20 protein-coding genes and 2 pseudogenes are annotated in these 26,325 nt (G+C 68.9%); 11 read left to right on the forward strand and 11 right to left on the reverse strand.

From position 1 onward, the window contains the following. Nucleotides 1-67: 67 nt before the first annotated feature. Together NMK34_RS03400 and NMK34_RS03405 are read left to right on the forward strand one after the other, a co-directional pair. A complete protein-coding gene (locus NMK34_RS03400; RefSeq protein WP_318332155.1) occupies nt 68-1,453 on the forward strand; it encodes a glycoside hydrolase family 6 protein in 1,386 nt (461 codons plus the stop codon). A gap of 730 nt (nt 1,454-2,183) precedes the next feature. Continuing rightward, nucleotides 2,184-2,506 (forward strand): annotated as a pseudogene (locus NMK34_RS03405) (LysR family transcriptional regulator); the annotation flags it as partial. A gap of 58 nt (nt 2,507-2,564) precedes the next feature. On the opposite strand, the gene NMK34_RS03410 reads toward NMK34_RS03405, so the two are convergent. After that, on the reverse strand, nt 2,565-3,242 hold the full coding sequence (locus NMK34_RS03410) for a LysR family substrate-binding domain-containing protein (protein ID WP_318332156.1): 678 nt from the start codon (nt 3,240-3,242) through the stop codon (nt 2,565-2,567). Nucleotides 3,243-3,366: 124 nt separating this feature from the next. Here NMK34_RS03410 and NMK34_RS03415 point away from each other — a divergent pair. Together NMK34_RS03415 and NMK34_RS03420 are read left to right on the forward strand one after the other, a co-directional pair. After that, nucleotides 3,367-3,613: pseudogene (locus NMK34_RS03415) on the forward strand (bacteriocin biosynthesis protein); the annotation flags it as partial. Nucleotides 3,614-3,646: 33 nt separating this feature from the next. Further along, nucleotides 3,647-4,081 carry an NUDIX hydrolase gene (locus NMK34_RS03420; RefSeq protein WP_318332157.1) on the forward strand — a complete coding sequence of 145 codons (435 nt, stop codon included), beginning with the start codon at nt 3,647-3,649 and terminating at the stop codon, nt 4,079-4,081. A 194-nt stretch (nt 4,082-4,275) separates the two neighbouring features. On the opposite strand, the gene NMK34_RS03425 is transcribed toward NMK34_RS03420, so the two are convergent. Further along, nucleotides 4,276-5,538, reverse strand: coding sequence for an ATP-binding protein (locus NMK34_RS03425; RefSeq protein WP_318332158.1), 1,263 nt, complete (start codon nt 5,536-5,538; stop codon nt 4,276-4,278). A gap of 1,015 nt (nt 5,539-6,553) precedes the next feature. Here NMK34_RS03425 and NMK34_RS03430 point away from each other — a divergent pair. After that, a complete protein-coding gene (locus NMK34_RS03430; protein ID WP_318332159.1) occupies nt 6,554-7,216 on the forward strand; it encodes a DUF433 domain-containing protein in 663 nt (220 codons plus the stop codon). Next, nucleotides 7,173-7,628: a hypothetical protein gene (locus NMK34_RS03435; protein WP_318332160.1), complete on the forward strand. Its 456-nt coding sequence runs from the start codon at nt 7,173-7,175 to the stop codon at nt 7,626-7,628. The genes NMK34_RS03430 and NMK34_RS03435 overlap by 44 nt, the downstream gene beginning before the upstream one ends. 184 nt (nt 7,629-7,812) lie before the next feature. Here the strand turns inward: NMK34_RS03435 and NMK34_RS03440 are convergent, their stop codons facing one another. Beyond that, the gene (locus tag NMK34_RS03440; RefSeq protein ID WP_318332161.1) at nt 7,813-9,000 is read right to left on the reverse strand and encodes a PP2C family protein-serine/threonine phosphatase; all 1,188 of its coding nucleotides are present in this window, start codon (nt 8,998-9,000) and stop codon (nt 7,813-7,815) included. Between the two features lie 229 nt (nt 9,001-9,229). Here NMK34_RS03440 and NMK34_RS03445 point away from each other — a divergent pair, with 229 nt between their 5' ends. The 3 genes from NMK34_RS03445 (at nt 9,230) to NMK34_RS03455 (ending at nt 12,260) form a co-directional block, all read left to right on the forward strand. Next, nucleotides 9,230-9,574: an ArsR/SmtB family transcription factor gene (locus tag NMK34_RS03445; RefSeq protein WP_318332162.1), complete on the forward strand. Its 345-nt coding sequence runs from the start codon at nt 9,230-9,232 to the stop codon at nt 9,572-9,574. Then, nucleotides 9,574-10,329 (forward strand): cation transporter, encoded by a 756-nt coding sequence (locus NMK34_RS03450; protein ID WP_318332163.1) that lies wholly within the window; start codon nt 9,574-9,576, stop codon nt 10,327-10,329. The genes NMK34_RS03445 and NMK34_RS03450 overlap by 1 nt, the downstream gene beginning before the upstream one ends. 740 nt (nt 10,330-11,069) lie before the next feature. Further along, nucleotides 11,070-12,260, forward strand: a complete 1,191-nt coding sequence (locus NMK34_RS03455) for an IS110 family transposase (RefSeq protein ID WP_318332164.1) — start codon at nt 11,070-11,072, stop codon at nt 12,258-12,260. A gap of 289 nt (nt 12,261-12,549) precedes the next feature. Here NMK34_RS03455 and NMK34_RS03460 read toward each other — a convergent pair whose 3' ends face one another. From NMK34_RS03460 to NMK34_RS03470, 3 genes are all read right to left on the reverse strand, one after another. Next, nucleotides 12,550-12,873 carry a hypothetical protein gene (locus NMK34_RS03460; RefSeq protein ID WP_318332165.1) on the reverse strand — a complete coding sequence of 108 codons (324 nt, stop codon included), beginning with the start codon at nt 12,871-12,873 and terminating at the stop codon, nt 12,550-12,552. A 37-nt stretch (nt 12,874-12,910) separates the two neighbouring features. Next, nucleotides 12,911-14,410 (reverse strand): tyrosine-type recombinase/integrase, encoded by a 1,500-nt coding sequence (locus tag NMK34_RS03465; protein WP_412098940.1) that lies wholly within the window; start codon nt 14,408-14,410, stop codon nt 12,911-12,913. A 475-nt stretch (nt 14,411-14,885) separates the two neighbouring features. Beyond that, entirely contained in the window at nt 14,886-16,358 is a 1,473-nt protein-coding gene (locus NMK34_RS03470; protein ID WP_318332167.1) for a CARDB domain-containing protein, read from the reverse strand. A 682-nt stretch (nt 16,359-17,040) separates the two neighbouring features. Between NMK34_RS03470 and NMK34_RS03475 the strand changes: the two genes are divergently transcribed. Then, a complete protein-coding gene (locus NMK34_RS03475; RefSeq protein WP_318332168.1) occupies nt 17,041-18,000 on the forward strand; it encodes a zinc-binding alcohol dehydrogenase family protein in 960 nt (319 codons plus the stop codon). 222 nt (nt 18,001-18,222) lie between these two features. Further along, on the forward strand, nt 18,223-20,415 hold the full coding sequence (locus NMK34_RS03480; protein ID WP_318332169.1) for a HelD family protein: 2,193 nt from the start codon (nt 18,223-18,225) through the stop codon (nt 20,413-20,415). A gap of 410 nt (nt 20,416-20,825) precedes the next feature. On the opposite strand, the gene NMK34_RS03485 is transcribed toward NMK34_RS03480, so the two are convergent. The 5 genes from NMK34_RS03485 to NMK34_RS03505 form a co-directional block, all read right to left on the reverse strand. Continuing rightward, nucleotides 20,826-21,380, reverse strand: coding sequence for a GNAT family N-acetyltransferase (locus NMK34_RS03485; protein WP_318332170.1), 555 nt, complete (start codon nt 21,378-21,380; stop codon nt 20,826-20,828). After that, nucleotides 21,377-21,661 carry an acyl carrier protein gene (locus NMK34_RS03490; protein WP_318332171.1) on the reverse strand — a complete coding sequence of 95 codons (285 nt, stop codon included), beginning with the start codon at nt 21,659-21,661 and terminating at the stop codon, nt 21,377-21,379. The genes NMK34_RS03485 and NMK34_RS03490 overlap by 4 nt, the downstream gene beginning before the upstream one ends. Continuing rightward, nucleotides 21,654-22,859 carry an acyl-CoA dehydrogenase family protein gene (locus tag NMK34_RS03495; RefSeq protein WP_318332172.1) on the reverse strand — a complete coding sequence of 402 codons (1,206 nt, stop codon included), beginning with the start codon at nt 22,857-22,859 and terminating at the stop codon, nt 21,654-21,656. The genes NMK34_RS03490 and NMK34_RS03495 overlap by 8 nt, the downstream gene beginning before the upstream one ends. 5 nt (nt 22,860-22,864) lie before the next feature. Continuing rightward, a complete protein-coding gene (locus NMK34_RS03500) occupies nt 22,865-24,625 on the reverse strand; it encodes an AMP-binding protein (RefSeq protein WP_318332173.1) in 1,761 nt (586 codons plus the stop codon). A gap of 748 nt (nt 24,626-25,373) precedes the next feature. Beyond that, a complete protein-coding gene (locus NMK34_RS03505; protein WP_318332174.1) occupies nt 25,374-26,156 on the reverse strand; it encodes a helix-turn-helix transcriptional regulator in 783 nt (260 codons plus the stop codon). Nucleotides 26,157-26,325: the final 169 nt, after the last annotated feature.

Here is a 26,325-nt window from a genome sequence, read left to right on the forward strand (position 1 = left end):
TCCGTTACCGTCGTGGGAACGCTCCCACGAACTTAGATACGTCTATGTGATCAGGAGGAAACACGACGTGGCTATCCTCTCGTCCCGCCGCAGATCAGCGGCCATCAGCATGGCGGCCGTCGCGGGCCTCGCCGCGGCCGGCGTCGGCTTCGCCGTCGGTGGCGCGTCCGCCGGCACCGTGTCCGGATCGCTCTACCGCGACCCGTCCTCGGCAGTCGTCCGCTGGGTCGCCGCCAACCCCGGCGACTCCCGCGCCGCCGTCATCCGCGACAAGATCGCCAGCCAGCCGCAGGCCCGCTGGTACGCCAACTTCAACCCGTCGACCATCCAGTCCGAGGTCTCCGCGTTCGTCGGCGCCGCCAACTCGGCGCAGCAGATCCCGGTGCTGTCGGTCTACGAGATCCCCAACCGGGACTGCGGCGGCGCCAGCGCCGGTGGGGCGCCGGACCTCAACCAGTACCAGACCTGGGTGTCCAACTTCGCCAGAGGACTCGGCAACCAGACCGTCCTGATCATCCTGGAGACCGACTCGCTCGCGCTCCAGACCTGCCTGAGCCCCAGCGAGCTCAGCGCGCGCAACCAGGCGCTCACGACGGCGACCCAGACCATCAAGTCGGCGAACCCGAACGCCAAGGTGTACCTCGACGGCGGTCACTCCACCTGGAACAGCGCCAACGACACGGCCAACCGGCTCCGGGCGGCCGGCGTGCAGTACGCCGACGGCTTCTTCACCAACGTGTCGAACTTCAACCCCACCTCCAGCGAGGCGAACTTCGGCCGGGCCGTCATCTCCGCGCTCAACGGCATGGGCATCTCCGGCAAGCGGCAGGTCATCGACACCAGCCGCAACGGCGGAGCCGCCGGTGACTGGTGCGCCGACGACAACACCGACCGGCGCATCGGGCAGTACCCGACGACGAACACCGGCGACGCCAACATCGACGCGTACCTCTGGGTGAAGCCCCCGGGCGAGGCGGACGGCTGCCGCTACACGGCCGGTTCGTTCCAGCCGGACCTGGCCTTCAGCCTCGCGAACGGCGCGCCGAACCCGCCGACCACCGCGCCGCCGACGACCAACCCGCCGACGACCGCGCCGCCGACCACGGCTCCGCCGACGACTGCGCCGCCCACCACGGCGCCGCCGACCACGCCGCCGCCGGCCGGTAACGGCTGCTCCGCGGCGGTCGCGATCAACCAGTGGAACGGCGGTTTCACCGCGAGCGTGAACGTCACCGCGGGCTCCGCGGCCATCAACGGCTGGACCGTGACCGTCGCGCTGCCGGGCGGCGCCGCGATCACCGGCACCTGGAACGCCCAGGCCAGCGGCACCAGCGGCACCGTCCGGTTCACGAACGTGGGCTACAACGGGCAGGTCGGCGCCGGCCAGACGACCAACTTCGGTTTCCAGGGCACCGGCACCGGCCAGGGCGCGACCGCCACCTGCGCCGCCTGACCGGACCGGACGCCAGGGCCCGGCGCGGAGGATCGCTCTCCGCGCCGGGCCCTCGACGTCCGTGCCCGAACAGCCGACCGCGTACGCCTCGATCGAAGCTTGCCTGGGGGTGAGCGCCGGCAACCTGACCGCGGGCCGGTGCGGTTGGTTCCGGCAGCTGAACCGGCTTCCTCGTTCAGCGATCTGCCGGCGGCGAGTCCTGGATCACCGCACCACCCGGTGAGGCGGCCGGCGATGTCAGCGGGCGGACCCGTCGTCCCGCTGTGCGTCGTCAGCACCATCCGTAGTGACCCGGCGTGCGTGACGACACCCAGAATCCGCTCGTCGCGGACCTGCGTCGTCATCGTCGGTCCCCAGATCGCCTCCGCGGCGCCTGCGGGTTCGAGCGAAGCCGGCATCAGCGCGGCGTCTCGGGCGGCGTCCCGTGCCGCTCGCAGTTGCGCCGTCGCATCCTGCGCAAGCGACCAGAGCGTGCTGTCCGCAGGTGCGTGCAGCATCACTGTCGTGGCCGTGGAGCGGTTCACGACGTCGTCCCGAGACCCAGCGCCGAGCGGAGGTCGATGGGGACGTTGATCCGGATGCTCTCGTTCCCGGTGAGCGCGGAGAGTGCCTGGGTGGCGGCGCAGGGTGCACCTTGGACCGTCGACTCGTGGGCACCGGCGGTGGAGCGAAGGTGTTCGGTCGTCGCACTGCCGAGCTCGGCGATCTCGACAGCGGGTGCGGTGGCATCTGCCCACCGCGCCGCCTCGCCGACCTGGTCGTGGCAGCACGGCGGCAGCAAGTCCAGATGGAGGTACGGCCGGCCCGCAGGAGCGCGCCCGGCTCTGCCGGACCCTGGAGGTGGGGGCCGGAGTCGTGGCGGTTCCGGCGGCGTCGGCGGCCTGGCGGGTGCCGCTCGGGCTGGCCGCCCGGACCCCGTTCCCGGCGCCGGCGGTGTTCCTGAAGACTTTGCGCAGCGGCCGGGCCCGCACGCAGGCACGCCGGCTGATCCTGATCCAGCCCGAGGACGACCACGCGCACCTGCGGGATCCACTGACCCGTGCCGGCGTGTCCCGGCTCCGGCTCCAGCCGGTGAGCACTCGGCACAGTTCTGTCCCCGGCCCGACCTCGCCTACGCGCCGATGTCCGACGCTCCGCCGGTGCGAGAGGCGCCGGCGTGGCTGCCGGGCGACGAGGGCGGTCTGGTCCGCGCCTCCGCGGCGGCCTGGACGAAGGCGCGGATCAGGGGAGTCTCCCCGCCGCTGCGCCACACCGGTGCGTAGTGCAGCACCGGTCCGTCGGTGATGGGCAGGAAGACGATGTCGCCTCGCTGCCGGGTGGATGCCGCGTCGGATCCGATCGGGGACACGACGCCGCCGTCGGCGATCGCCCGGAAGGCCTCCTCAAGTGTGCCGATGCCCAGTCCGCGCCGGATGGGCCGTCCGGCCGGTGTGGTGGACGGGGTGTGTGCCTCCCAGACGTAGTCGGGGATGGGGCCCTCAGGGTGGACGACCGGATGATCGCCGAGATCTTCCAGCTCGACCTCGTGCCGGCCGGCCAGCGGGTGCCCGGCGGCGACGGCCAGGACCAGATCCTCGCGGTGCAGGACCGGCCCGACCACGAGGTCGGGTTCGCGGACGGGTAGCCAGAGGATCCCGATGTCGATCGAACCGGCCCTCAGCGGCCCGAACGGGTCGACCGGCAGGACCTCGCGCATGCGCAGCTCACACTGCGGATATCGCTGCCGGAACAGGTCGAGGACGGTCCTTATCGACTGGTACTGGGTGGTGGCGGTCGACTGCGTCCTCAACGCCCCGACCGCATGAGCGGCATCCCAGGGACTGCACCGATAACCACTCCGCCTGCAGCCCTTGGTTTTCTCCTGTGGAGCCGGCTCGGATCCCCCATGATCCGCTGCCCGGAGACGTTCGAGCCTGCTGCTCGGCGCACCTCGCACCCCCGGCGACTGGCACACCGCATTCGCACGCGCCGGCGCAGCTCCGCGTCGCCGACGGGAAAGGGGGCACCCTCATCCGTGGTCTGCGGGCAGTAATCGCCTTGCACGTGATCTTCCACTGGAACAGGCTCGGACTGCCCGCCACCACACAGGCCACCCTCGCCCGAGCGGCCCAGGAAGCCATCTTCGGCCTGCCCGATACACACCTGCCAGACCCCGGTTAGACGCACCAGAGGAAAGGAGTGGGGGAAGGCGCCGTGCCCGAGAAGGTGATCACCAGCAAGGTTCTCTGCTATGTCGTGCGGGAAGGTCACTTGCTCGTCTTCCGCCACACCGACTTCAGCTACGAGGAGGTGGGCATCCAGGTGCCCGGCGGCAGCGTCCGCCCCGGTGAGGATCCGGCGGACGCGGCGCTGCGCGAGGCTCGCGAAGAGACCGGACTGACCGGCTTCAGCGTCGTGCGCAAGCTGGGGGCGATCGAGTACGACATCAGCCCGCTCCGCTTCGAGATCCAACGTCGGCACGTTTTCGAGTTGGCGCTGCACGGGCCGACGCCCGAGCGGTGGGCGAGCCAGGAAGACCACGACGGCGAGCAGCAGCCCACCCGGTTCGAGTGCTTCTGGATACCGATACGGGCCGCGCACGTCCTGCAGTCCGGCCAAGGCGCCCTCGTGGGCCGGCTGTTCGACTGACCGGAATCCCACCCGGGAACCAGAGGAACCAATCGGGAAGAGTGTCTCCGCAGGCTGACAACCTGCGGCTTTCACTTTTGGTCTCGTCTGCCGGTCGCTGCGCGGTCCTGGTGCGATCGCTTGCTGAAGATCAGCAGACCAGGCCGTCGGTCCTCGGCGGCTCTGACCAGCTGAAGAGTGACCTGCGGCCGAGGTCAATCTGCTGTCGAGGCTGCAACCTGCCACAGGGCGCTGACCGGGAGGGCGCGGAGTTTGTCGCCGAACGGCAGCGTGGAGGTGCCGGTGTAGAGGACGATGCCAGCGATGAAGTCATTGCCGAGGCGGTCGGCGAGTCGGCGTAGCCCGCGGAAGTCGTCGGCTCCGACGGTGGTGGCTGCCTTGACTTCGATCCCGATCACCTGACCAGCTCGGTTCTCGAGCACCGCGTCGACTTCGTACCTGCTCTGGTCGCGGTAGTGGGACAGGTCGACGGACTGCGTGGACCAGGTGAGTTGCCGGGACAGCTCGGACAGGACGAATGACTCGAGCAGCGGGCCGAACGGTGCGCCTGGCCGGAGCAGTGCACGAGCGTCGGTCACGGTCTCGTTGGCGGCGATGCCGGAGTCGACGAAGATCAGTTTCGGTGCGGCGGTGGTGCGGGTGCCCAGGTTGCGGGACCAGCCGGGGATCCGCTTGATCAGGAAGATCTCCTCCAGGGCCTGGAGGTAGCGGGCGATCGTCGGCCGGCTCAGTCCGAGTGCGGATTCGAGGGAGTTGGCGGCGATGATGGTCGCGGATCTGGCCGCGAGGAGGCGTACCAGCTTGCGGAGTTCGCCCTTGTGCTGGATGTCGGACAGTTGTCGGACATCGCGGTCGATGAGTGCTTGGACGTAGGCGTCGAGGAACCGTTGGCGGCGGCGCGGGTCGGTGCGGGTGGTGGCCTCGGGTAGACCGCCGCGCACGATCCTGGCCGCGTAGTCGGCGCGGGTCACGTGCGACTCGTGTCGCAGGTTCGGACCGAGCGCGAAGACGGCGTCGATGAATCCGTCCGGTGCTGCGTCGAGTTCGCCTTGGGACAACGGCCAGAGCTCGACGGTTTCCATCCGGCCGGGTAGCGCGTCCGGGGCAGCCACCATGCCGAAGAGGCGAGACGAGCCGGTGAGTAGATACCGGCCGGGACGGGGGTCCTCGTCGACGGTGGTCTTGATGGCCAACAGGAGTTCCGGAGCGCGCTGGATCTCGTCGATGACCAGGAGTTCGGAGGAGTCCACGAAGCCGACCGGGTCGGCGATCGCCGCTGCCCGGTCCTGTGCCCGGTCGAGATCCCGGCGTTCGGCGAGACGATCGCCGGCGACGATGCGGACCAGCGTGCTCTTGCCTGTCTGGCGTGCTCCGCTGATCAGCACGACGCGGGTGTCGGTCAGCGCGGCGTCGACCTGCGCGGCGGCCCGGCGTGGAATCAGGTGCGGTGTCGGCACGACATCAGGATAGCCAGCACGGTTTCGATCTGCGAGGGCATTCACATTCGATTTGCGGCATGGCTGCGTTCGAAATGCGGCCCCCTTGTTGTTCGATTCGCGGGAACTCTGAGGCGTTTCGCAAGGGTTCTGGCTCCGCACAACCCGACACCGGTCCGCTACCATCCGCCGACGCAATGAAGGGGACCGCCGCCCTGGAGGCGATGCCCGAGAAAGCCTCGTGGGGACGCTGAGGGCTCGCGTTCAGCTCTCGCACCTACGGGTCGGGAGGGGGGCTGTCTCGCACATCGCATCCGAGGTGCCGGCCGGTGACGCGGCAGGATCGGGGCTGCCGTGCCCGCGGGGACCGGGAGTGGGGATGGCTGCCGGCGAACCCGAACCCACAGACGACGGCCCGACAGAGATAACTCTTCAACGAAGGGATGCGCGAGGGTGGCGAAGCTGTGGATCGGCGTGGACATCGGCACGACCCACCACCACGTCGCCGCCCTCGATGGCGACGTCGGCTGGTCTACTCCCGCCGGGTCGCCAACGACGAGTCCGCCCTCCTGGCCGCCATGGCCCTGCCTGCCAAGATCGCGCGGAGTCACATGGAGATTCCGGGTATGGGCCTGGGCTGGGACAACGGCGGTCCGGGGAACGTGGGTGAACGCCTGCCACTCCCTGCCACCCCAGGTGAACCCCCAGGTCGCTAGACTGTGCCCTCGCGCCCTCGTAGCTCAGGGGATAGAGCATCGGTTTCCTAACCCGACGCTCCGCGTGTGTCCGCAGGCTGATGACCTGCGGCTTCTCTCTATTCGGGCTACGTGCCCCGGTCGCTCGTGCACGCCGCTGCGATCGCCTGCTGAAGATCAGCAGAGCTGCATAAGTCCTGCTCAGTGGCACTTTCCGTGTTCACCGCGTGCTCCGGGACCTCGCAGCAAGAGCGCGACACTCCTGCGGTGGTGCACTCAGCGCGTCGCCTATGCAATGCTGCTGACAAGGTGTTCCGGTGGCGTGTGGAGAGGGGGAAGAAATGGGCGATGTCCGCTTTACGGAAGGAATCCTCAATCTCGCTCAAGCCGGACGTCATCTCCGCGTGCCGCAGCAGACCTTCCACCGGTGGGCGCGCGGCTACCAGCGCGGCGGCCCGCTGCTACACGTCGCCGACGGCCGTCCGGACGTCCTGCCGGTCACGTTCATCGCTTTGGCTGAGGCGCACGTGCTGGAGGCGTTGCGCACCGCCGGGGTGCGCCCGCAGAAGATCCGGCCCGCTCTGACGGAACTCCAGCGGGAGTTCGGCCGTGAGTACGTCCTGGTTGCCCCCGAGCTGGCCACCGACGGCATCGACGTGCTGTGGGACTTCAGCAAAACCCGCTCCGGGGAGGGACTGATCGTCGGCGGCACCAACCAGCATGTGATCAAGGAAATCGTGGCCGATCACATGGAATACATCGCCTTCGACAGCGAGGGGATCCCCGAGCAGCTGACGCTGTCCAACTGGCAACCGGCCAAGGTGATCGTCAACATGCGGCGATCGTTCGGGCAGCCGATCTTCGCTGCGACGGGAACTCGAGTGGCGGACGTCGCCGGCATGATGAAGGCGGGTGAGAGCGCTGAGACAGTCGCGGATGAGTTCGGGATTGACATCCACGATGCCCGAGCTGCCGCACGCATCCTCCTGGGCCGCGCCGCCTGAGTTCTACATCGACGAGAACATGCACGGCCGGTCGCTGCGTCGGTGCATCGTCGAGCTCGGCTACCAGGTCCACAGCCCCGCCTCGGTGTTCACCCGGGAGCGTCTGGAGCAGGGTCTGACGGACGAGGACTGGCTGCCGGTGATGGGCGAGAAGGGCTGGGTCGTGTTCGGCCGCGATCAGAACATTCTCAAACGAGAGCTGGAGCTGCAGGCCTTCCTCAAGGCCAAGGTGCACATGTTTCTGTTTCCCGGCGACGCGACACGCGACCACATCATCGAGCTGGTGCGGCTGAACCTGGCCCAAATCTGTGCGCTCGCGTCGGCCCGTCGGCCAAACGTCTACTGGCTCCGGCGTGACAGCGTGATCAGCTACGAAGAACGTCGAGCCGAGATCCACCGCCGCCGCCCGTAGACATCACGACCCGGACGGATCTTCCCCCGTCGTCCGGCTACCCCGTTTGACCGCCTCGGCGACGTCCTGGACCGCCGCGACGGGCCATGCCTGTCTCGCACATCGTGTCCGAGGGTGCGGGCCGGTGACGGCGGCAGGCTGGCGTGGGGCGCCTCGACCAGATGTTGCAGTTGCGTCGGAGGTGTCAGTGTCCGGGGCCGTTCCAGCGGAGCATGAGCAGGGTGGCGTCGTCGGTGAGGGTGTCGTCCTGCCAGGCGAGGATGGCGTGCACGAGCCGGCGTGCGGTCTCGGGCAGGGGAAGCTCGTCGGCCAGCGCCCGAAGGGTGAAATCGGTCAGCCGATCGGCGCCGAACGGCTCACCCCGGCTGGATCGGGCGTCGGTGATGCCGTCGGTGTAGAGCAGGACGTGATCGCCGGGCTCCAGTGCCTCCTCCACCACCACCGGCGGGCGGAAGTCCCCCATCGTGACCGGCAAGGCGGTGGGTGTGGGCAGCACAGTGGCGACTCTGCCGCCTCGGATGATCAGTCCGTTGGGGTGCCCTGCGGAGATCACCCGGAGCCGGCCTGTGGGCTGGTGGAGTTCGGCCAGGATGCCGGTGATGAGTCCCTGGCGGTCGTGGGCTCGGACCGTCTGGTCGATGTGGTGGTAGATCCCGACCAGGTCCTGGCCGGCGCGTCGGGCGTTGCGGTAGGCCCCGAGGGCGAGGCCGGCGAGCATGACGGCCCGCATGCCGCCGCTGGACCCGTGTCCGACGGCGTCGAACAGGGCCAGGTGCGCGGTGTCGCCGTTGATGGCGTAGTCGAAGGCGTCACCCCCGACGTCGTAACTGGGCTCGAGGATGCCGCTGATGATGGTCGTGCCGGTGGAGAACGTCAGGGGCGGCAACTGGGCGCGTAACACCTCAGCCGCCATCCGCATCGGCGCGCGTCGGCGGACCTGTTCGATCGTGTCGCTGTAGTGCGAACAGGTGACGACGACATCGGCCAGCAGCGCGCACGCCGCCACGAAATCGGGCACACGGGCGGGGGCGATCGGCGTGGGCGAGGTGACCCCGACCACCCCGAGGCGCTCCATCCCATTGAGCAGCGGCACCCACAGCCGCACGTCGCTGTCCCTGCCGTCGGCCGGACACGCCGACATCGTGCAGTAGGCCCGTCCGGCCAGCGTTCCGTCGATGCCCAGCGCCCCGCCGGCCCCGACGGCAGACGTCCGCAGCGGCAGCAGTTCCCGCTGCTCGTGGTCGACCAGGTACAGCTGCATGCCGGTCGCGCCGAGCCCACGAGCGGCCTCGTCGGCGAGAGCGGGCAGATCCTCGCTGGCCGCGTGCCGTGCCCTCTGCACAATGTCCCGCAGCACCGTCCGCTCGCGCACCCGACCTCCGTGTCAGTCTGGTCGGCCCGGCCCCACATCGCCGGTCCGCCCAGCAAGGCTACGACCGCCATCCGAGAACCGGCCACACGCCGCAGTGTGAGCGTGACCAGGACCATCAGCCGCGTGGTGACCTTCCCCGCCGGGCGGGACACGGTGTCACGTACGCCGGCCGCTTCGCGCCCGTCGCCGGTCGCGGCTGTGAGTCCGCCGCCGTTTGATACAGCAAGCGATGTACTATCCCCGGGTGGAGACGTTGACGCATGGTCAGGTACTGGCCCGCTTCGGCCACGCCCTGTCCGACCCGACACGGGCGCGGCTGCTGCTGGCGCTGCGCGACGGGCCTGGTTATCCGGCGGAGCTGGCCGAGTTGCTGGGCACGACCCGGCAGAACCTGTCGAACCACCTGTCCTGCCTGCGCGGCTGCGGCCTGGTGGTCGCCGTGCCGCAGGGTCGCCGTACCCGCTACGAGCTGGCCGACGCCCGCCTGGCGCACGCCTTGGCCGACCTGCTCGGCCTGGTCCTGGCCGTGGACCCGGCCGCGTGCCCGGACGCTGCCGAGAAGGGCTGCTGCTGATGACCCTGCCGCTGGTCACCCTCACGCCTGCCGGGCCGTCGCCGGCCCGCCGCCGGGTGCTCGCCCGTCGGGTACGGCTACTCGTCGCCGCCACGATCACCTATAACGTCGTCGAGGCGGTGGTGGCGATCACCGCCGGCGCCATGGCCTCGTCGACCGCGTTGATCGGCTTCGGCCTCGACTCGGTCATCGAGGTGTCCTCGGCCGCGGCAGTGGCGTGGCAGTTCGCCGCCCCCGACCCGCAGGCCCGGGAGAAGGTCGCGCTGCGGGTCATCGCGGTGTCGTTTTTCGCCCTCGCCGCCTACGTCACCGTCGAGTCGGTCCGCGCACTGCTGGACGGCGCCGACGCTGATCACTCCAGCGTCGGCCTGGTGCTCGCGGCGTTGTCGCTGGCGATCATGCCGGTGTTGTCGTCCGCGCAGCGCCGCGCCGGGCGGGAACTCGGCTCCCGTTCCGCGGTTGCCGACTCCAAGCAGACGCTGCTGTGCACGTACCTGTCAGCGGTCCTGCTCGTCGGCCTCGGGGTGAACAGCCTGTTCGGCTGGTCCTGGGCCGACCCGATCGCCGCCCTGGTCATCGCCGCCGTCGCAGTCAAGGAGGGCCGCGATGCGTGGCGCGGCGACGCCTGCTGCGCCGTCCCACCGACCGCCTCCCTCACCAGCAACCTCACCCCCGCCGGTGAACCCGCCGCCGGCGGAAGCGACGCCTGCGGATGCCGCCCCGGCTGCTCCTGCTGCACCCCGGACGCGACATGACCACGTAGATCCAGGGGCGGCGGATACCGCACGCGATGCAGGCTGCGTTCGACACCGAACTGGCCACCGCCCGCACCGCGACCGACCCGGCGACCGCGTAGCGGGCCGCCGAACGCGTGCACCTCCTGTCCCAGCCCATGTCGCTGCCCGACGACCTCGCCGCACTACTCGCTACCGCGGTGGCCCCCGACACCGCTCGGTAAGCCGGCCCGCCTCGCGTCAGGCCCGTCCGGTCACCGACCAGCCGACCGCACGGGCATTACACCGTCACCGTCGGGCCGCAACAGACCCTCGACCGTGACGTCACTCCTCCCGATCCGGTCACGTGGTCCTCGCACATCGCGTCCGGGGTACCGGCCGGCGACGGCGGCAGGCTCAGGGTTGCCGCGCCCGCGGGGCCGGGGGGTGGGGATGGCTGAAGTGTGTTCCGCCGTGACGATGGCTGAGCCTCGAGGTGCCGCCCACTTCTCGCTCCGCGGGCGGGCCGGGTTGAACGGGCGCGGCTCCGGTGGCCGTAGACCCTGATGCCCGGGAGCGGTGGGTATGGCTGCGTGTGTTTCGTCGAGATCGCTTGGCTCACGGTAGGAGATGCCACCCGCCGCTTCGTCGTCTGCGAGATTCGGTAGACCGCTGATGGAGATCCGCGACCTGCGTTCGCCCCTTGAGAAGGTGCCGGCAAATCCGAGATCCACAGACGACGGACCGACCGAGAAGACCCAACCAAGTGAAGGAGCGCGAGGGTGGCGAAGCTGTGGATCGGCGTGGACATCGGCAAAACCCACCACCACATCGCCGCCGTCGACGGCGACGGCCGGCTGGTCTACTCCCGCAGGGTCGCCAACGACGAAACCGCCCTCCTCACCGTCATGGCCGAGGTGTCGACGCACGGCCGACCGGTCTGCTGGGCGGTCGACGTCACCACCGGCCTGTCCGCCCTGCTACTGACCCTGCTCTGGCGGCGCCAGGTCCAAGTCCGCTACGTCTCCGGGACCGTCGCGTTCCACATGGCCGCTGCGTTCGCCGGGGAGAACAAGACCGACGCCCGCGACGCGGTCGTCATCGCCCAGACCATCCGCATGCGCCCCGACATCCCGATCCTGGAACCCACCGACCGGCTCCTAGCCGAACTCACCGTACTGACCAGCTACCGCGCCGACCTCGTCGGGCAGCGCGTCGCCACCCTGTTCCGCTTGCAGGAACTCCTCACCGGGATCAGCCCCGCCCTCGAACGGGCCGTGGACCTGAACCGGAAGGCCCCGATGATGGTCCTCGCGTGCTGGCAGACACCGGCCGCGATCCGGCACGCCGGCGTCGACCGGATCACCGCCCTGCTCCGACGCGGGCACGTCAAGAACGCCGTGCAGGTCGCCGAGGCGATGGTGGCAGCCGCCCGGCAGCAGACCGTGAACCTGCCCGGGCAACGCGCCGCCGCCGTGGTCGTCGGGCAGATGGCCACCGAGATCCTCGCCCTCGAACAACGCATCGCCGCCGTCGACGACCTCATCGCCGAACAGCTCGACCAGCACCCACTCGCTCCGATCATCGGCAGTCTGCCCGGCATGGGACCCCTGCTCACCGCCGAACTGCTCGTCCACACCGCCGGCATGACCGAGTACGACAGCCCCACCAAACTCGCGGCTCATGCCGGCCTGGCACCCGTTTCCCGCGACTCCGGAACGGTGTCCGGCAACCACCGGCAGCCCCGCCGATACCACCGGAGACTGCGGCACATTCTGTGGATGGCCGCGTTCACCGCCGCCAGGGAATGCCCTGCCTCCCGCGCCTACTACGAGAAGAAACGCGCCGAAGGGAAGAACCACCGGCAAGCCATTCTCGCCCTCGCGCGACGACGCGTCGACGTCCTCTGGGCACTCATCCGCGACCGCAAAACCTTCACCCGACCGGCGCCGCTGATCCGCGCGGAAGCCTGAACCAGAAGGCTCCCCGTCGGCGAGACCGTGATCCCGCCGGCCGCTTCACCCTGCCCACCAAGATCAACCGGAGTCACATGGAGACTCCTAAGACGACGCTCGATCTGTATCCCGAGGCTGACTACCTGCCGGTTCCGATTTTGTTTTCGTGTTAGTGGGTCGCACATGTGCGTTGCTGTGCTCGCTTGCCAAAGATCAGCAGAACAGGCGTAAGTCCTGCTCAGGCCATGCTTCGGTCGCTTCGAGGCGTCCTCACCGAGATCCGGTGAAGGTGCCGTGCCGCGTCAGTTTACGGTGCCGCGAGAGCGTGGGCCAGCAGCGTAGCGAGTTTGGCTGCGCGTGCCGGGTGGTGATGGCCGACCCAGAGAACTCGTCCGATGAGGTATTGAGCGAAGTCGGGGTGGCCGTTCCGGTTCTGAGCGGCGAGGCCGGTGCGGGCAGCTTTGTGGAGGTTGGCGCGGAGCTGGTCGTATTCGTCGCGTGGTGTGGCGGGGTGTTGGTTGACGACGAGTCCGGCGAGGAGTTGCCGGTCGGCCCGGCCACGGACGCGGGTCTTGGCTGGACGGACTCGGAACCCCTCGTCGCGGGCGATGTCGGTGACGACGGCGATCAAGTCGTCGATGCGGCGGGTGGTGAGGGCGCCGGTGAGGTCAGAAGGTTAGGGGTTCGAGTCCCTTCGGGCGCACAAGATCATGAAGGGCCTGGGCTGCGGAAACGCGGTTCAGGCCCTTCATGCTGTCCGGCCTGCGTGAATGGTGGGTGTCACGTGGGTGCGATGTGGGTGCAGGCCCGGAAGCGGACTTCTCGCGGGTGTGCCGGGACGTGACCTGCGGCTTTGCGGCCTGCTTGCGCTGCAGTGGGGCCGGATCACCTGTTTTCGGTTTCGTCGGCGCGGGGGTGCTGGCTTTGGGGCCGCGGTCGGGCCGGTTCTTGCGGGCGCTGGCTTTGATCTTTTTGCGGGTGCGGCGGGCGGCGTTGAGGACCAGTTGGGCGGTGGCGTCGGCGCAGCGGCGTTGGATCTGCGGTAGGACGCTGGTGTAGGTGTCGGCGGTGACCACGATGCTGGAGTGCCCAAGGAGGTCCTGCAGGGTCTTCAGGTCGGCGCCGGCTTCGTGGGCCAGCGACGCGGCGCCGTGGCGCAGGTCGTGCAGCCGTACTGGGGGCAGCCCGGCTCGGCGGACGAGGATCCGGAAGCGGGTGGTGGCGTAGTTCGGGTTGATCGGTTTGCCGTCTGGCCGGGTGAAGACGTATCCGCTGTCGGTCCAGGGCGTGCCGTTCTCTGCCGCATCCGCCTTTCGGTCCTGCTCGTAGCGGCGGTGTACGCGCAGAATCTGCACGCTGCGTTTGTCGAGGGCGACCGTCCGCCGCCCGGCCGGGGTTTTCGGTTGGCCTTCGACGATCTGGTAGCCGGCGGTGGTGCGGTTGCGTTCGATGGTCAGGGTGCCGTGGTCGAGGTCGATGTCGGACCACCGCAGCCCGCACAGCTCACCGCGGCGCAGCCCGCGTAGGCCGGCGAGCCACCAGAGGGCGAACAGGGGGTCGTCGTTGACGGCGCTGAGGAACTCGGCGAGGTGGTCGGCGGTCCAGACCGCCAACTGCGGGCGGGCGCCGGTCTGTTCCCAGGACTGCACGCGGGCGTCGGTCCAGACTGTGGCGTGGGGTTGCTGGTAGCCGGTGATCTCGATGTGCCGGGCCGGGTTGCAGTCCAGGATTCCTTCCTTGACGGCGAGGTTGAGGGCGGCCCGCAGGGTGGTGCGCAGGTGGTGCATCGCCGAGGCAGACTGCGGACGGCCCTTGCTGTTTCTCGTCGCTGCTATCTGAGCGAACACGGTGCGCAGGAGCGGGGCGTCGAGGTCGGCCAGGCGGTAGCGGCCGAGCTGCGGAATGAGGACGGTGTCGACGTCGCGGGTGTAGTGAAAGCGCGTGGTGGGTCGGATCTTCGTGCGGTTGTCGAGCCAGTGCCGCAGCCACCGCTCGACCGTCCAGCCCTGTGCCGTCCGGTCCGCCTGCGTGGTGGTCAGCCATTCGTCGCGGGCGTGGCGGGCGGCGGCCTGCGAGGGGTAGCCGCCGTGACGGACCCGCTCAGAGCGGCCGAGCAGGTTCGTGGCTGAGCAGTGGAAGTACCAGGTGCCGTGGCCCCGTTCGCCCAATCGGGGGCAGGACTGCTCCAATCGCCGCCGCTGGTCGTCCCGGCACCCGCACCGTTTGAAGATCACACCTGACGTCACCATGACCGTGCCCTTTCGATGGACTCACCCGTTCCACCGACGCCGACCGACCTGCCGTTACGGGCCCATCGACCGGCGCTCGCCACCTGTGCCTTCCGACGGTCCATCCACCGGCGGGGCGGCGGCCAACGCGAGAGCTGGGTGGTGACTCTCGTCGAAGGCCGGTGGCAAGGCGTGCCGTGGGGCAGCGGTATCGCCAGAGACAGGATCTGACAATCTTGAGTCCAGCTGACCGCACCACTCCCCACCAAGTCTTAAGGTCGATCGCGCCAGCCGGGTCATGGAGTGCGGTGTGCCAGAGGGTGCTCTGCGGAGGGGCGGATGGGGCGGCCGCCAATGCGGCCGCCCCATCCGTCACCTCTGCAGCCGGAGCCGACAGCAGTCGGCTGACCGCGAGTCAGTAGACGAAGTAGTTGTGGTACTCGTTGTTTTCCTCGTTGCTCTCGGTGACCGTGCTGCCGGTGTCGAGGTTGAACGCGATGCGGTAGTTGACCCCATGCTGCAGAGTCGCGCCGACGTCGAAGACAACGGTGCGCTGTCCACCCGCCTCGACGCTGTCGTAGGGAAGGTCCGCGGCCGCGATGTAGCTGATGTTGGGAGGCGCTACGTACACGTTCACCCGGAACGGGCCAGCTTTGGCGGTGCCTTGGTTCTTGAAGGTGTAGGTGAGGGTTTCCTTCTCAGCGTCCCAGGTGGGTGTGCCGATCCAGGTCAGATCCGGCTTGCCCGGGGGGGCGGTGCCTCCTCCGCCGCCACCAGGGTTACCGCCTCCGGGGGTGCCGCCGCTGGGCGTGACGACGCTGCCCGGAACGAGGTTCCAGTGGTTGGGTTGGTTGGGGATCTGAGCCCCACCGCTGAACTGTTCGACGTACAACGAGTTGCCGCTGGCGCCCACGACATAGACCTGCGACAGACTGCTTGCGGGTGCCCGGTTGGTTTTGCCGTTCCCGGGTACGTCCTGCCACTTCGCATTCCAGGTGCCATTCGGCAACAGTGTTTGGAACACGATGTCGCCGGTCAGGTCCCGGGCGTACACGGCGCCGCCGGTGACCCCCAGGTTGAGCGCCGGCGCGTGGAAGGTGACCATCGACGGACCCGGCAGCTTCTTCATCTGGGTGTTGGAGGAGGCCGATGCGCCGGTGGTGCTACCCCATGTGCCACTGGCCATCATCTCGAAGGATTTAGCAGTGTAGATCTGGGTGTCGTCGCCGCGCGCAGCCACGACTAGCTGCGGTGAAAAGCTACCCACGACGTCGACCGCTGGGGCTTTCGAGGTCGTGAAGTTTCCCGGCATCGACCGCCAACCGCGCGGGTCCCAGCCGTGGCGGTACTGGTGGTAGTAGAGCCGATGGTCGAGGCCGACGCCCACAACCGTGACGGAGTCGGCCAATCCGTTGGCGATGGCCGGCGCCTCGCTGAGGCGTCCGCCGCCCGGCACCTCCAACCAGTTCGGCTGCCACTTGTAGTCGTCGTCCATGTACTGGGTGTAGACGCGACCGTCGGTGCCGGTGACCGCGACGCTGACGCCACCGTCCGCTCGCGTGGTGATCGCGGGTGCGTACGGACTGCGGCCGGCACCGGGAATCTCCTGCCAGCCGAAACGGCTGGCGTGGACATCGTTTCCGTTGTTGACGTCGACTTCGTTCCAGAACAGTCGGTTGTCCTGGGTGCGGACCACGACGACATCGCCGGCGCAGTTCTTACAGATCGGGGCGGCTGCGACGTCGGTTGCCTTCGAGGGCAGTGCTGCCGGTGGCGGATCTCCCGGTCCGGCGCTCGCCGGCGAGGTCATGGTGCCGGCCCATAGGCCGGTGGCGGTGAGGGCGAGTGCCGTCGCCGCGCCGAGACGTCTCAGATGGATGTGGAGCACCTTTCTCCTCTTCGTCGGTGTCTATCGAGCCCCGGCCGACCCGAGTCGTCGAGCAGATGGATTGACGAGGGCCCGCGTCGTTGAGCAGTACGGGCGGTTGTTTGATTGCGGTTCCCTGCCTGCCTTTGACCGCGCCGACCGCCAGTGCCGCATCGCCGCCTTGCTCGCCTGCGTTTGAACGGGCGTGCCATCGAAGCCGAGCTACCGTGGTCGGTCCTGGGGCCATCCGCGCAGCCCGGCCCACGCATCCAGAACGGCGGTGATCGTGGCGCTGGCTGTGACGGATCTCGGCGTGTCGTCCTCGTGACGGGAGGGCCGGTCGTCGGCGATGGATGGCGGGCCGACCGGGGCGGGGTTCATCGCACCCGGCTGCCGGTCGGCCCTGAGCAGGGCCGAACGCGACCCGAGGACGGGGAACGTCGGGTCAGGCTCTGGCCCTGCGTTCCGCTGATCGGGGATCCGGTTCACGCAACCCCTCCCCACGGCGGTCCGAAGACCGCCGGCGTGCGCCGGACGACGCGGAACACCCACTACTACGCCGCTTGGTTGTCTCCGGTTCCCTCTCGTCATCGTCGGCTTCTCCTCGAACCATCCGTGTTGAGGGAACCGGAAGCTCTTGCGGGGCCGTAGTCCCTCGTAAGCGCCACCGGGCTTGCGCGTGGCCAAGTGTGAGGGAGACGCGATGAGGCCGATCTGGCAGCATCCGTGTGCCACGGCGGTGGGCGCCTCGGCGCGCGCGGCTGCTGTTCCTGAGCCGCGTGCCCATCAGGTGTTGGTGCGGGTGGAGGCGGTGGGGGTGAGGCGAATCGACGTCGTCCCGCTAACCGGTGACGTCGGGATCTGGCCCGTCTCGTCGGCCGGCTCTGTCTCTGGCGATGTCGTCGGGCAGGTCGTTGCCGTCGGGGCGCAGGTCACTGGGGTGCGGGCGGGGTGTCGTGTGGTCGGGGAGGCTCGTGGCGGAGTGGCGGAGTTCGCGCTGATCGACTCTCGCTGGCTTGCGCATGTCCCGCAGGGTGTGGATCCTGCGCCGGCCACGTGCCTGGCCTCGAATGCGCCAACCGCCCTGCGGATGCTGAGGAAGGCGAAGGTTCGCGCGGGGGAGAGAGTGCTTGTGCTGTCCGCCGCGGGTGCCGTTGGGCATCTACTCGTTCAACTGAGCGAGATCGCCGGTGCCGACACGCTCGCGGTCGCCGCGACGGAGATGCAGGTGAACTTCGCCGAGATGCTCGGTGCACGTGTTGTGGCCGACAGCAGTCAGCCCGATTGGCTTCGGACGGCGCGTGCTGCCGCCCCGTCGGGGGTGGATGTGCTCGTCGACGCGACTGGCGCGGTCCTCGACGAAAGCGTGGTCGATCTGTTGGCGGCGGACGGCCGCTTGGTGACCTGCTTGCCAGCGTACGGTCGAGCGGCCTCATTCCCTCGGCTTGTCGGGTGTCAGACATCGGTCCGGGTTTCCTTGGCGCAGTGGCGGAGCGGGCATCCGGTCGGTGCGCGCGCCGAGATTCGTGAGGTGACGCGGTTGTGGCGCGCGGGAACGCTGCTTTCGGCGGTCTACTGTCGTCTCCCGTTTACTCGCCTGCGCTTTGCGCAGCGAATCGTCGCCTCGGGCATCAGCACGGGCAGCGTGGTCCTCTTTCCGTAGGCCGGTTGGCGACTGCTCGGCGACAGCGACGAGCTTCACTTCGTAGTCCTTGTGCGCCGCGCGAACCGTTTTGTCGCGGATAGCCGTACTGCTTACCGGGCCCAACTCCAAGATGATTCAGGTATGTAACGAGCAAAGGGTGCTATCCGGACCAAGGTTGTTGCGTACGCCCGAGGGTCACTGCCTCGTGGCTTCATGATTTGTTTCCGACCGGTGGGGGATATGGTTGACGACCGCTTGCTCCGACAGGAGATCGCAGGCGAGCAGGAGCATGTGAGCCGGGTCTATGAACGGCTGGCTGCGCTGCGGGCGGCGGCGGAGTCGGCTGAGGCCGAGGGCTATAAAGTCGCTCAAGTCGGTAATTCCGGAGCACTCGTTGAGCGGGATGCGTTGGTCTACCACGCGGCGCGCAGACGACATGTCTTCGACGCCGAGCATGAGGGCTTGGTCTTCGGTCGGCTGGACCTGAGGCCTGACCACGATGTCGATGGCCCGTCGTCCGGGGCGGCTGATGCGTCCGGCTCTCCTCGCTACATCGGTCGGCTGGGGATGCGGGGCGAGGATGCCCGACCTCTGTTGATCGATTGGCGGGCGCCTGCGGCGGCGGGGTTCTACCGGGCGACCGCGGCGCAGCCGCTCGGGGTCGTGCGGCGGCGGCTGATCACCTCTTTCGGTGAGAGGGTCACCGGCCTGGAAGACGATCTGCTCGATCCGGCTCATGCCCCCCGGGGCATGACGATCGTGGGCGACGGAGCGCTGATCTCTGCGTTGAGCCGGTCCAAGGGGGCTGGCATGCGCGACATCGTGGCAACGATTCAGCAGGAACAGGACCTCGCGATCCGCTCACCGGCCTCGGGGGTGACCCTGGTGGAGGGAGGGCCGGGCACGGGCAAGACCGCGGTAGCGTTGCATCGAGCTGCGTATCTGCTCTATAGCGATCGGGCGCGCTTCGCCGGGGGTGGGGTGCTCGTCGTCGGTCCCTCGCCGGTTTTCGTCGCGTACATCGCCGCCGTGCTGCCGGGCCTCGGTGAGGACTCGGCGACGCTGAGGGCTGTCGGCCAGCTCGTTGTCGGCGTCGACGCCTCCCGCCAGGAGGCGGCAGCAGTCCGGGCGGTCAAGGGCTCCTTGCGCATGTGTCGAGTGTTGCGACGCGCGGCCGAAGACGAACCGCCGGGCGCGTCGGGGGATCTGCGGATCCGCTATCGGCGTGAGTGGGTCGAGCTCAGCCACGTCGAGGCGGAGAGCGTCCGCCGCAAGATCGGGAAGGGCCGTCGGCGCAACGAGATCCGTGCGGAGGCGTTTCGTGCCCTTCTCGATCTGCTGTGGCATCGGAATCGGCGCCGTCTGGCGCCGCTGAGCCGCGAGCAGTTCGATGACGACCTGGCCGACCACGAGGGTTTTCGGCACTACCTGCGCGCGTGGTGGCCGATCGTGACCCCGTCGGACATCCTGGGCTGGCTCGCCGACGAGACTCGGCTCGCACGCTACGGTGACGGCATCCTCGCCCCGCTCGAACAGGAGTTGCTCGTCGAGTCGATGGCCGTGACGCGTCTACGCGGGCCGAGCGTCGACGACGCCGCCTTGATCGACGAACTCGAGGGGTACGTGGGGCACAAGCCGCGACCCAAACGACCGGAGGCAGACCCGTTCACGGTCGCCGGCAAGAGGGAGTTGTCCACGACCTTCGAGCGCGAGCGGGCCAGGCGCGAGCGACAACGGCCCGCCGACTACCGCGACTACGCCCACATCGTCGTGGACGAGGCTCAGGACATCACACCCCTACAATGGCGGATGTTGGGCCGGCGAGGGCAGTTGGCGAGTTGGACCCTGGTCGGCGACCCCGTCCAGTCGGCGTGGATCGGTGACACCGCCGAGCAGGCCGACGCCCGAGCCGACGCGCTCGGCGGTAAGAAGGTCCGGCGGTACGTGCTGCAGACCAACTACCGGAACTCGACCGAGATCTTCGCGGCGGCAGCGGAGGTCATCGGGCGGGCTCTTCCCACGGCGAGGCTGCCTCGGGCGGTCAGGAGCACCGGAGTGTGGCCGGTACATCTGGTGGTCGATCCCTCGCAGATGCCGGCTGCGGTCAGCAAGGCCGTCACGGACACGATGGATGCGGTACCCGGATCCGTGGGCCTGATCCTGCCCGACGCTGACTGCCGTGCGCAGGCCGACACCTGGCTGAGCGCCGGTGCTCGCGCGGCGCCCCGACTGCGGCTGGTGACGGCCATTGAGGCCAAGGGAATGGAGTACGACGCGGTGGTGCTGGTGGAGCCCGGCCTGATCGAGGGGGCGTCCGTGGAAGGGTGGCGGACGCTGTATGTCGCGTTAAGTCGGGCGACGCAACGTCTGGTCACCGTCGCGACCGCACCCTGGCGGGCAGAAGGTGCTCCCCCCGGGCAGCAACGGTCGTGAGAAGCCCGCGCGGCGCGGCGACGATCGCGTACGTTTCGTCCCGATCGCACCGTCGACTGCAATGGGCGAGGGGAGGGAGCCGCAGCCGCCCGTAGGGCCCGGTGCGCGAGCGACGCAGTGTTCAGTCGCGCGCACCGGGCCGTCGGGAAGGTCGGGATCGGGCCTTATCTACGCGCTGTTGAAGCCGGGGTCTCAACCGGGGTGACATCAGACAGGCAGGTGTCGCAGCCATCGCCTTCCGGCATGATCGCCATAGGCCGAACGGCGGCGGTGGTGGGGGTGAGGAGGAAGCTCGCCGCGACGATCCCGGTGATCAGTGCGGCGCGTGGATGTCTTCTCGTGGCTGCCATGAGTTTCTCCTTGAGAGTGATCGTGTGCCGGGTTCGGGGGTGGAAGGTCGACGGGCCGTGTCAGACCGGTGCGGCGAGGTCGCGGTGGATGAGGAACAGTGGGATGCCCGATACGGTGCTGCGTGTCGGGACGAAGGGGGTGGGGCGGACCGCGAAGCCGAGCCGGCGGTAGAAGACGGTGACGGGTTGGCGGCAGAAGCCGAAGACCCGTCGACAGGCGGTGTTGTGGGCCATCCAGGCGGTGGCGAGTCGCATGATCGCTTGCCCGGCGAGAAGCCCTCTGCCCGGGTCCGCCACGAGGCCGCCGATCTCCATGAAGGAGTTGTCCACGCCGATGTCGGCCACGGGTGCATCGATCTCAAGCGACCTGGCGGCGCCGGTGGCGAAGGGGATGGCCCGCCCGGTGGCGACGAGGTCTCCGTCGCGTTCGGCGATCCAGACGTAGGAAACGGCGTCGCGCAGAGCGTCGCCGTCGGGATCGTAGAAGGCGTCGTGGCGGCGGAGCCGGCGCCGGAGGGCGACGACCGCCTGTAGGTCGTCAGATGTGGTGGCGAGCCGCACGGTGAATCCGGCCCAGGTGCCGGCCAGGGTCGCGGCGTGGTCGGTGGTGATCACGCGGCTTCAGCCCTCTCTTCGAGTTGCTGGGCGACGAGGTGATGGAGTTCGGAGACGCTCTCGACGCGGGCGACCTCTTCGTTGTCGACGAGGCGGATCCGGTAGTGCTCCTCGAGTGCGACCAGGATCTCCATGAGGTGCAGCGAGTCGATGCGCAGGTCCTGAAGCCGATCGGTTGGCGCGACGCTGCGGTCGATTCGAGTGACGGATCGATAGCAGGTCTGGAAGACCTCGACGAAGTTTGCGACAGTGAGCAGCGGGTGAGTGGGGTGCTCAGGCATTGATGGCTCCTAGGTTAGGCGGAGTCAGGTCGACCTCGCGGCGGTACGATTCGAAGTCGGGTTGGATGCCGCCGGCGACGAGTTCCCACATGGTCTCGTCGGTGCCGGCTCCGATCCGGCCGAGACGGGCCTCCTGCCAGAGGCGGGCCATCGGCGTTTCGTCGGTGAGGTAGCCGGCCCCGCCGAACATGTGCATGCACTCCTGCGTGACCTGCTCGACCATGCGGGTGGCGGTGACCTTGAGCGCGGCGGCGTCGCGCACGGCGAGCGCGCCGTCGCCGGTGGCGGCGGCCCCGTAGACGCCGTATCGAAGCGTGGTCAATTGGGCGGCGAGGTCGGCCAGCCGTAGCCGCAGCGCCTGGTGTTGAACCAGCGGACGCCCGAACTGCTGCCGGCGGTGCAGGTGGGCTGCGGTGAGGCCGATAGCGCGGGCACCGAGACCGAGCACCTGCGCGGCGATGGCATAGCGTTCATGGGTGAGGCCGTGGCCGATGATTGGTAGGCCGAGCCCGACCCGGCCGACGACTGCGTCGTCCGGCACCCAGGTGTCGCAGCGCATCCAGGTGGTGTCGAGTGACGAGGTCGCGATCTTCGATAGGGGCTTGACGATTCGCAGGGCGTCACGAGGGACCATCACCAGTGTCAACGGCCGCGCGGCGTGCGGGTCGTCGTCGCTGTCCTGCGCACCACACAGCAGGAGCGCGAAGTCGCAGACCTGCCCGAGTGACAGAAACTTTTTCTCGGCCCGTACCTGCCAACCGTCGCTGTCCCGACGGATCGTGCTGCGCATTCCGAGCAGGTCGGAGCCGCCCGTCGGTTCCGAAGCACCGAGGCATCCAACGAGCCGACCGTCGAGCAGGCCGTCCAGCGCCTGCATCTGCGCGGGGCCTCGGGCGAAGCGACGGAGGATGCCGGTGACGGTCTCCAGGGTCAGGCTGATTCCGACAGCGACACCGCCGCAACCGGCAGCGGCCAGTTCCTCGTGGAGGAGAGCCGCTCTGCCCCGATCCCCATGGTGGCCCCGCCACCGGTCGCGGATGATGTCGGCCGCACCCAGGTGGGTCATCACCTCACGAGGGAACAGGCCGGCGTTCTCGGCGTGGGTGAGTGTTGGCCGGATGTGGGTGTCGATGAGCGTGCGCAGAAGGTCGCGGTGCTCGGACACCTCCGGGGTGTCGACGCCGTTGTCGAACAGCATGCCGCTCACCGCTGGCTGCCAGTGAGCGCGATGTGGCGACCGGGCAGGCCGGTCTCTGCCGTCTCGACCCCAGTGGCGTGGTGAACGGCCAGGGTGGTGACGGTGACGTCGCCCTCGGTACGGGCACGCCAGATCGACGCGCGACGCGGCTTGCCGCTGGAGGTGAACTGAAGCAGGTCGCGGGGAACGACGTCGACCGCCAGGTCGACGTCGGAGCCGACGTGCCTGATCAGGGTGTCGAGCATCGCGGTGGCGACGTCGACACCGACGCTTTGGGTGGTGAGGACCGTGACCTGCGGATTTCCATCTCGGTAGCCGGCGACGACGACGCTACGCCGGGCCGACGAGGGAAAGGCGGTGAACAGGGAGTCCTCCACCTCCTCGACGAAGACGTTGCGTCCTCTGACCTGGATGCAGTCGCCCATGCGGCCGAGCACGAACAGGTCACCGTCCATGACGAAGCCGGCGTCGCCGGTCAGGAGTGTGTCCTTGGTGATGCGGGTGGTTCCCGTGGTGCGCTGGTCCAGGTAGCCGTGCACGACGCAGGGGCCCGCCACGGCGATCTCCCCCACATGGCCGTCCGGGAGGGCCGCGAGGTGCTCGTCCACGATGCGTACGGCCGTGCCCGGGGAGGGCTGCCCGCAGCTGAGGTGCCAGACCAACGGCTCGTCTGTGCCGTTGGGGAGATGGGCGAGTTCGGATGCCTCGCGGACGTCCCCGACCTCCACGGCCTGACCGAAGCGCTCCCCGGTGCGTTTGACGCCGACCATGCGGGGCACCCGGCGGGCCTGAGCACCGGTCACCGCGAGTGTTGCCTCTGCCAGGCCGTACATGGGCCGTAGTGTCTCCCAGCGGAGTCCGATCGGTGCCAGTAGGCGGTAGAACGAGGCGACGCTACTGGGGCGGACCCGCTCGGCGGCGGTGATCACCGTACGGACGCCGGTGAGGTCCATCCCCTCCAGGTCGGCGGGGCGGATTCTCTTCACGACGTAGTCCATGCCGAAGTTGGGCATGGCCATCACCTGTCCCGTGCCGCGGCCGTACTGCGCGAGCCAGCGGATGGGTGCCGAGATGAACTGGCCGGGCCGCATCATCTGGTGCGGCATCTGAAGCACGACAGGAAGCAGGAAACCGCCAACCAGCCCCATGTCGTGATACAGCGGAAGCCAACTCGTCCCGACGGTGTCGAAGTGGCCCAGCATGCGGTGGATCATGTGGATGTTGGTCTCGAGGTTGGCGGCGGAAACCGGAACTCCGCGTGCTGCGGCGCGGGAACCGGAGGTGAATTGGATCAATGCGGTCTCGGCCACGTCCTGCGGCCCGCCGGCTGCCGGGGCCGTGGGAGGCGCGGTCAGGATGCCGCTGTGGTGCCCGGCTTCCTGCGAGGCGGCCTCGAGCAGTTGTCGGTACGGCTCCGCGGTCAGGATCAGCGCGGGCCGGACCGTCTGGATGACGTGCGCGGCGTGACTGACCCAGCGAGCCGTGCCGCCGAGTGCCTGCGGCGGGCTCAGCGGCACCGGAGTGCAGCCGGCTGCGAGCGTGCCGAAGAAGGCGGTGACGAAGTCCGGCCCGGTCGGGTGGGTGATCAGGACACGTTGACCTGGTCCCGTGCACTGCAGAAGTTCACCGCCACGGGCAAGCGCGGCATGAGCCAAGCGATGGTAGGCCGTCCAGGCCCAGTTCCCGTTGTCGTCTAGGAAACTCACGCCGTGCTCGGGCGAGGGATGGCGCAGCCAGTCGAGCAGTCCTGGTTCTCGCGATCGCATGATGATCGGCAGCCTTCTGTGAGGGGCGTGGGGGATCAGACGGATGAGCGCCCGCGCGGGCGGTGGCGGTGGCCGGTGGACCGACATCGTCGGCCCGACCGTCGGTGACCTCCGCAATTCCGACGGAGTGAGGTGTCAAGGCGTCACGGCAGGTCAGGTGCTGCGCGGATCTTGATTGGACTGGTCAGCTCTTGCCCGATCCGTGCGGGACGGGAGGCGTGCGAGACGTATCTCGCCAGGCTGATCAGGAAGGGCGGACAGAGGGCTCGGCGGTAATCGACCGGTCACCGCCTCGGGCGGCCGGCGGCAGTAGATTCCCTCATCTGGATGCCTTCATCCATTAGGGATAACCCTCAACCTCGGTCGACGTCGGGCAGCGTCGGCCGCGGATGACGGTTCGCCTGCTTCCGCCCTCGCAGCAGAACACACCCTGTGTCAGGGCTCTCGGGGCCAGGCGCTCGCACCACTGTCATGTCGAGGGCGACGGTGGCGGCCCTCGGGCTGGCGGCGGCTCTGAGCAGGATCTTCACCGGCATGTCCCGGCGGTCGATCCCGCCAACGATGGCCGCGGCGCGGAGTCACATCGCCGCGACGGTCGAGCTGGCCGCCCGCCAATAAGCCGAGCGACCATCATCGATGGCGAGTGGTTGTGCGTGCGGGGTGTTGCATGGAACACATCGACACCGGCGAACTAGCGAGAGCAGGAACGTCACCTCCGGCCATGCGCCCCAGCGACGTCAGTGCTGCCCTATGTGCGGTCGGTCCGAGCGGGATGCCCGTCCTCACGACCCACCATCGCGGCGAGCGCGGCTCGGGAGTGCAGGCCCAGCTTGTCGAAGATGCGGCTGAGGTGTCGCTCGACGGTCTTCACGCTCAGGAACAGTTCCTCGGCGATGGCCTTGTTCGTCGAACCGCGCGCCACCAGGTCGGCGACCTGTCGTTCCCGGCCGCTGAGGTCGGTCAAGGTCCCTGGCTCGCCGACACCAGACCTTTGGCCAACTCGCCGTTGCTTCGGCAGGGGACGCCGCTCTGCCGCACGCGCCGGCGAAACTACGTCCTCGCGCCGCCCGCCGACGGCGAGTACGCGATCGGCGGACGTGGCTAGGCGGCGGGCCCGCACAGCGTCGTGCTCGAAGCCGTCGTTCTGCAGCAGACCGGCGGCGGCCCACGCCTGCCGCTCACTCTCGGCGGCCCTGCCCAGCCGCAGAGCCACCTGCGCCGCCGCGAGCAGCGCGAATCCCTCGGCCCGGGGTGTCGGAACCGTCCGCCTAGCCTCTTGTGCACGGTGGGCCCAGTCCCGCGCGGCGGAAACGTCGTCCGCAGCCAGCGCGATCCGGGTGAGCAACTCGTACCAGGCGGGCCGATGGCGGCGGTCGACGCGCGTGAGTGCCGCGCCTCCGGCAAGGACGGTGGCCATACGCTCATCCACGACCAGCGGAGTCATGCCCGTCGGGTCCGCGTCCGCGTCGGCGGACAACTCCTGCAACGACGCGAGAAGCACCACGCGCACGGCTTTCACCCCCTCGGCCACCTGCAAAACGGACACATGCCTGGTCAGTACGGGCTGGGAGCCGAGACTGGTTCCCTGGCTCGTCGTGTGTGCCACGGTCCGCCGCATGGCCCGCGCGACTGCGCTGATCGCGGCCGACGACGGGAACCGTTCGGCCGACAGTTGCGTACAGGCGCAGGAAGGGGTCAGC

The sequence above is a fragment of the Micromonospora sp. BRA006-A genome, from assembly GCF_033433935.1.
GTDB classification, from domain to species: domain Bacteria; phylum Actinomycetota; class Actinomycetes; order Mycobacteriales; family Micromonosporaceae; genus Micromonospora; species Micromonospora aurantiaca.

Bases quoted from the DNA above. Each gene is read 5' to 3' on its own strand.
- NMK34_RS03430 (WP_318332159.1), top strand. From the start codon at position 6,554: ATGGGCGATGTCCGCTTTACGGAAGGAATCCTCAATCTCGCTCAAGCC.
- NMK34_RS03435 (WP_318332160.1), top strand. From the start codon at position 7,173: ATGCCCGAGCTGCCGCACGCATCCTCCTGGGCCGCGCCGCCTGAGTTC.
- NMK34_RS03445 (WP_318332162.1), top strand. From the start codon at position 9,230: ATGTACTATCCCCGGGTGGAGACGTTGACGCATGGTCAGGTACTGGCC.
- NMK34_RS03450 (WP_318332163.1), top strand. From the start codon at position 9,574: ATGACCCTGCCGCTGGTCACCCTCACGCCTGCCGGGCCGTCGCCGGCC.
- NMK34_RS03475 (WP_318332168.1), top strand. From the start codon at position 17,041: ATGAGGCCGATCTGGCAGCATCCGTGTGCCACGGCGGTGGGCGCCTCG.
- NMK34_RS03480 (WP_318332169.1), top strand. From the start codon at position 18,223: ATGGTTGACGACCGCTTGCTCCGACAGGAGATCGCAGGCGAGCAGGAG.
- NMK34_RS03490 (WP_318332171.1), bottom strand. From the start codon at position 21,661: ATGCCTGAGCACCCCACTCACCCGCTGCTCACTGTCGCAAACTTCGTC.
- NMK34_RS03495 (WP_318332172.1), bottom strand. From the start codon at position 22,859: ATGCTGTTCGACAACGGCGTCGACACCCCGGAGGTGTCCGAGCACCGC.
- NMK34_RS03500 (WP_318332173.1), bottom strand. From the start codon at position 24,625: ATGCGATCGCGAGAACCAGGACTGCTCGACTGGCTGCGCCATCCCTCG.